The sequence below is a fragment of the Microcoleus sp. genome (genome assembly GCF_049646505.1).
GTDB lineage: Bacteria > Cyanobacteriota > Cyanobacteriia > Cyanobacteriales > Microcoleaceae > Microcoleus.
Map to the genome: position 1 here is coordinate 1 of NZ_JBARVX010000405.1, position 5687 is coordinate 5687.

The window sequence follows — 5687 nt, forward strand, 5'->3', positions numbered from 1 at the left end:
CCGTAGGGACTTAGGCTTTCGCCGTGTCCTTACGGGAATTTATCGCTCCGGGGCGTACTTCAGAAAGGTGGAATCTGCTCTATTTGCAAGCAATCTCTTGTTGAGATCGCGCTACAAATACAAAACACAGATGCTTTCTCTGAAGTCATATCGTTTCCGGTTGCATCGGAATAATAAAATCGAGTCAACCGTCAACAGTCAACCGTCAACAGTCAACCGTCATGAGGAATGCAACCGGAATTGATATCACTTCTCCTGCGAAATATTCTGGATTTTTGATTTTTGATTCTTTTACGATCGATCTTAAATTTTTCGCGGAATTTCGATCTTAAATGTCGAACCTTTTTCAAGCTGACTTTCTGCGGTAATTGTGCCGTCCATCATCTGGACTAAAGAGGCACAAATTGCTAGTCCTAAACCGGTGCCTGGATAATTGCGGGTTGTGGTTTGGTCTCCTTGGCGGAATTTGTCAAAAATGTGGGGCATATCGGTTTCACAGATGCCGATTCCTGTGTCGCGAACGGTGATATTTAGCCGATCGCCATTTAATTGACCCACCTCAATCCAAATGCAGCCGCGATCCGTGAATTTAACCGCGTTGGAAATCAGATTGACCACAACTTGTCGCAGCCGCCACTTGTCATTAACTATAAACTGATCCTGCAAGCAGACGCTGACTGACATTGCCACATTCTTTTCGCTGGCTTGAGTTCCGAATTCCAGGGCGGCATCCATTACTAAATGCGCTAAATCAAATTTTTCTGTTTTTAATTCAGTGCTGCAGCTCTCAATTTTGGAGAGGTCGAGGATATCGTTAATCAGCAAGAGCAGATTTTTACCGTTATTTAAAATGCGCGCTACCATGTCTGTTTGCTGGGGGCTCAGCAGTTGTTTGTGCTGGCGCAGCAGCAATTGGGAAAAGCCGATAATTGCATTCATGGGAGTTCGCAATTCGTGGGACATGGTGCCCAAAAATTGCGATTTTAACTTGGCTGCTTCTAGCAGTTGCAATTTTTGCTGTTGAATGCGCCGGCCCTGATTTTCCAATTCTTCCTGCTGGCGAATTAACAGCTCGTTTTGCAAGTCTAAAAGCTGTTCCTGCTTTTTTAATTTTTCGATCGCCCGCGCGCTGTTAATCGCGATCGCAGCTTGTTTTCCCATCACCGCCAGCAGTGGTAAAGATCCGTCAATGGCGGCGCACTCTTTCCCGCTGCCGATCGCCAACACGCCCAAACGCCCGGTTCCCCCCGACTCGATCGCCGCGGCGACCTGTGCCGCCGCCACCGAGCAGCCCGACTCAGAGTACCACAGTTGAGACTCTCCCGTCGCAAAGGCTTTCAACAGCAGGTTGTCTTGCACCTGCGGGGTTTTGCCTTTCTCAAAGTTTTGGGTGCCTCCGACAGCGCTGAATTTGAGGCCGCTGCAATCGCAGTCGGGGAGCGCCACCAGGCAAAATTCAGCTCCGGCGATCGCCTCCACAGTCGCGTCCGCGATCGCTTGCAACAACTCCGACAAGTTGCCCGCCCGCTGGCTTAACAGATTTGTAAACCGCTCGATCGCCTGCAAATCTTGTCCTGCATCCGTTACCTTCATAACTTCGCACAAATTTTCGGCCCTGAAGTTAGGTTCCGAGCACCCTTGGCGGTGCCAAAATTCTGGTTCTCCTTCTGGCCAAGCTTGAGTTTGTTCGACCGCATCCATATCTGTGTAGGTTCCCACCCACTCTAAAACATCTTGACTGTCCGGGCTCGCGGGGGAGCCTCTAGCTATGTTCCAGCGGTAAGTGCCGCAGCGCGCCTGGAGACGAAATTTTATTTCGTAACTTTGCGCCTCCCTGACAGAAGCGCGCGATCGCGCCAACAGACGGGGGCGGTCTTCTGGGTGGACGCACGCCAGATAGCCGAAACCCAATCCTGCTGCTGCTGGTACCCCCGTGTACTCCTCCCAGCAATGACTCAAATAGGTCGCCTGACCGTTGGCATTGACTTTCCAAACTATGTGAGCAAATGCCGGTACAGGGCGATCGTCCTGAGTTTCGCAGCCGCAAACTTGCCCTTCGGGGGAGGTTATTTCTGATACTTTGTGTAATCTTTCCCTGTCGGAAAATTCGGAGCGAAAATAGTTATTGCCGTGATAGTGAGTCATAACTGGTTTTTATCAATAAGCATTCAACTTGAGCCCTAACATCGATTCAAGACTCGTGCTGCTAGCTTTGTTTATTTTGAGTGCTCTAGTGCATCTAAAGTTTTTATACTTTAAATCTATCTGAGTAGTGTTATATTTACCTCTATCAACGGGCGGACAATGGCATAATTCAGTTAAACTGTTGAAACATTCAGAGCTTGCCGTCCCGCGATCGGGCGCAAGCCGGCGATCGCAGCAAAATAACTTAAAAATTAACTTGCAACAGGGTGACTGCATGAGTATGCTTAAAAAAGATGTGCGGGTTGTCAAACCCTAAATCGGGACACATTCTCAAATTTACTCAGTTTGGCTGAGTTAGTTGACGATATTTTAAAAATTTAGCGGACTATTGGAAGAAAGATGAGTAAAATTCGCGTTGCTTTGATTGAAGACCACGACCTGACAAGAGTCGGCATCCGCACAGCTTTACAACAGCGTGACACGATAGAAGTAGTCGGCGATGCAGCTAACGCTACAGACGGATTGAAACTGCTTCAGTCTTCAAAGCCTGACGTAGCAATTGTAGACATTGGCTTGCCGGATTTTGACGGCATTGAACTGACACAAAAATTCAAAAAATCGGTAACGGAATCCGATCCCGATACAAAAATTTTGATTCTGACTTTTCAGGACAATCAAGAAGAAGTGCTGGCAGCTTTTGCCGCCGGAGCTGACTCTTACTGCATGAAAGATATCAGCTTCGATCAGTTATTAGATGTCGTAAAAGTAACTCACGAAGGTAACTCTTGGATCGATCCGGCGATCGCCCGCATTGTCCTGAAACAAGCTCGCACTAAAGAGTCTGCCCCGGAAGAACCGAAGGCTGAAGGCAAAAGAGTCACAATTAAGGCTGCCGAACCCGAGTTCAGTCACATCATTGAAACTTACCCTTTAACCGAGCGGGAATTAGAGGTTTTGGAACTGATCGTGCAGGGTTACAGCAATGCTGCGATCGCCGAAAAGCTGTACATTACTGTCGGTACGGTCAAGACTCACGTCCGCAATATTTTAAACAAGTTGTGCGCCGACGATCGCACTCAGGCAGCCGTGCTCGCCCTCCGTTCCGGCTTGGTGGGATAAAGCGCGACCTGCAGGCAAAAGCAACTTAAAAGTAGGGTGCTGGCGGCGAAGTGTTCCCGATAATCTCAGGTTCGCCGCCAGCACCCAGCCGCATACTTTTAAGTTTAAAAACAAGCTATTTTAAAATTTAAATCTATCCCAGTGCAGATATTTAAAAGAATACTTGTGCAAATAAATATACCTCAAGATAGATCCCAAATAACGAATGGATTAGTAATGCTTAGGGGGATCGATCGCCAATTAGAAGAATTGCGATCGGACTGACGAATACTGGCGCGATTTCACACAAAATGCAGCGGCAGGGGCAAGGTATTCATACTTTTAGGAATAGTTTAGCAGTTAAAAAAGTTATATCCCCAGACTGATGCCTGAGTTCGCTTGAATTTGCGAAATTAAAAGTATCAACTCTTACTTAAATATCCTAAAAAGAGGAACTATGGCCGCTCCCATTGAATTTAAGTTATTTGCTCCCTACAACAAAGGAGCTGCCTTGATGGGGTGTTTTTCTAATTGGGAAGAAATCCCGATGGAAAAGGACGAAGAAGGTTATTTCCGTACCACAGTTGATTTGGAGGATGGCCTTCATCAATACAAATTCCGCGTGCAGTCGAAAAGCTGGTTTGTGGAAGCAGATGAGTGGGTAGATGTGGTAGATCCCTACGCGACTGACATCGACGATCCGACTCAAAACGCCGTTGTTCGGATCGAAGATGGCTCGCGCATCATCGATACCTACGTCTGGAAACACGACGACAAACCCCTCCCAGCCGATCGAGAATTAGTGATTTACGAAATGCACGTTGCCGACTTTTCCGGCGGCGAAGCAGATCCCCTCGCCCGCGGCAAGTACAAGCACGTAGTCGAAAAACTCGATTACCTAGCGGATCTCGGCATCAACGCGATCGAACTCATGCCCCTCAAAGAATACCCCGGCGACTACAGTTGGGGCTACAACCCCCGCTACTTCTTCGCAGCAGAGTCCAGCTACGGCACCACAGAAGAACTCAAAAACCTCATAGACGAGTGTCACGCCCGCGGCATTCGCGTCATCATCGACGGGATTTACAACCACTCCGAATCATCCAGCCCCCTCACCCAAATCGATCACGATTATTGGTACCACCACGCCCCCCGCGATCCAGACAACAATTGGGGCCCAGAATTCAACTACGAATTTTACGACGAAAAGTTAGGAACTTACCCCGCGCGCAAATTTGCCGGCGATGCAGTCCGCTATTGGGTTCAAGAATACCATCTCGACGGCATTCGTTTCGACGCAGCGCGACAAATTGCCAACTACGATTTCATGCACTGGATCGTTCAAGAAGCTAAAAGTGTTGCCGGCCCAAAACCGTTTTACACTATTGCCGAATACATTCCCGAAGATCCTAGCATCACCAATGTAGACGGGCCGATGGACGGCTGCTGGCACGACAGTTTCTATCACTCCATAATTCCACAACTGTGCGGCGATAATTTTGATTTAGAGCGGCTCAAAGAAGTAATCGACTGCAAGCGGCAAGGTTTCTTGGGCGCTACGAATGTAGTCAATTATTTGAGCAATCACGACCACGATCGCGTATTCTCAGAATTGGGCGATCGGGGAATTTTGGATGAAGCAGCATTCAAGCGGGCGAAGTTGGGAGTTGCGCTGTTAATGACGGCAGTTGGCGTGCCGCTGATTTGGATGGGCGAAGAATTTGGCGAATACAAACCCAAAACAATCGAGCAATCTAAAATCGACTGGACGCTGCTAGGAAATGACATGAATAAAGGTTTGTGGGAATACTACAAAGGCTTGATTCACCTGCGTAAAAACAACCAAGCACTTTACACAGAAAACATTGATTTTTTCCACGAAGATCCAGACGCGAAAGTGTTTGCTTACACTCGGTGGAACGATGAAGGTTCGAGAGTAGTGGTAGTGGCGAATATGTCGGAAAATTATCTAGCAGGTTACAGCGTTCCCCACTTCCCGGCCAACGGAAATTGGCACGAATGGACGGGAAATTATGATGTTGAATCCGGCGATGACAATATTATGATTGACTTGCCGGAATACGAAGCAAAAGTGTTTGTTTGGCAGTAATATCAATTCCGCTTGCACTCATACCGGAATTGTTGACTGTTGACTGTTGATTGTTGACTGTTTGCTCGTTACCAGGCTCTGCCTGGTAATGCAGATCCGGAGGCTCTGCCTCCTTCGAGGAAAGCAACTTACAGGAGAGAGGAGTGTAGGAGGTGTTTAAGTTATTAAGTTTTCGATCCTAACCTGTCTTAAGGACAATCAAATTTGGGCGTTGCTGAATACAAATATGAATTCAAGATTTCCCAATTGCTATAAGCCAAGTATGCTGAGCTTTGTAACATCAAGCGAAAAGTTGATTCATACGCCAGAGCAACGCCTTTTTTTTTACCGCAGA

At 47.5% G+C, this 5687-nt stretch carries 4 protein-coding genes; 3 read left to right on the plus strand and 1 reads right to left on the minus strand.

Features of this window, described 5'->3' with window-relative positions:
* Positions 1 to 303 precede the first annotated feature (303 nt).
* Positions 304 to 2145, minus strand: a complete 1842-nt coding sequence (locus tag WBA89_RS20130) for a PAS domain-containing sensor histidine kinase (RefSeq protein WP_424408956.1) — start codon at positions 2143 to 2145, stop codon at positions 304 to 306.
* Between the two features lie 181 nt (positions 2146 to 2326).
* Here WBA89_RS20130 and WBA89_RS20135 point away from each other — a divergent pair, with 181 nt between their 5' ends.
* The 3 genes from WBA89_RS20135 to WBA89_RS20145 all read left to right on the plus strand — a co-directional run bounded on the left by WBA89_RS20135 (position 2327) and on the right by WBA89_RS20145 (position 5353).
* Positions 2327 to 2461: a hypothetical protein gene (locus WBA89_RS20135; protein ID WP_424408957.1), complete on the plus strand. Its 135-nt coding sequence runs from the start codon at positions 2327 to 2329 to the stop codon at positions 2459 to 2461.
* Between the two features lie 83 nt (positions 2462 to 2544).
* Positions 2545 to 3264: a response regulator gene (locus WBA89_RS20140; protein ID WP_193972780.1), complete on the plus strand. Its 720-nt coding sequence runs from the start codon at positions 2545 to 2547 to the stop codon at positions 3262 to 3264.
* 436 nt (positions 3265 to 3700) lie between these two features.
* Positions 3701 to 5353 (plus strand): alpha-amylase family glycosyl hydrolase, encoded by a 1653-nt coding sequence (locus tag WBA89_RS20145; protein WP_424408958.1) that lies wholly within the window; start codon positions 3701 to 3703, stop codon positions 5351 to 5353.
* Positions 5354 to 5687 lie beyond the last annotated feature (334 nt).

Coding starts and splice junctions, on each gene's coding strand:
- WBA89_RS20130 (WP_424408956.1), bottom strand. CDS start 2,145: ATGACTCACTATCACGGCAATAACTATTTTCGCTCCGAATTTTCCGAC.
- WBA89_RS20140 (WP_193972780.1), top strand. CDS start 2,545: ATGAGTAAAATTCGCGTTGCTTTGATTGAAGACCACGACCTGACAAGA.
- WBA89_RS20145 (WP_424408958.1), top strand. CDS start 3,701: ATGGCCGCTCCCATTGAATTTAAGTTATTTGCTCCCTACAACAAAGGA.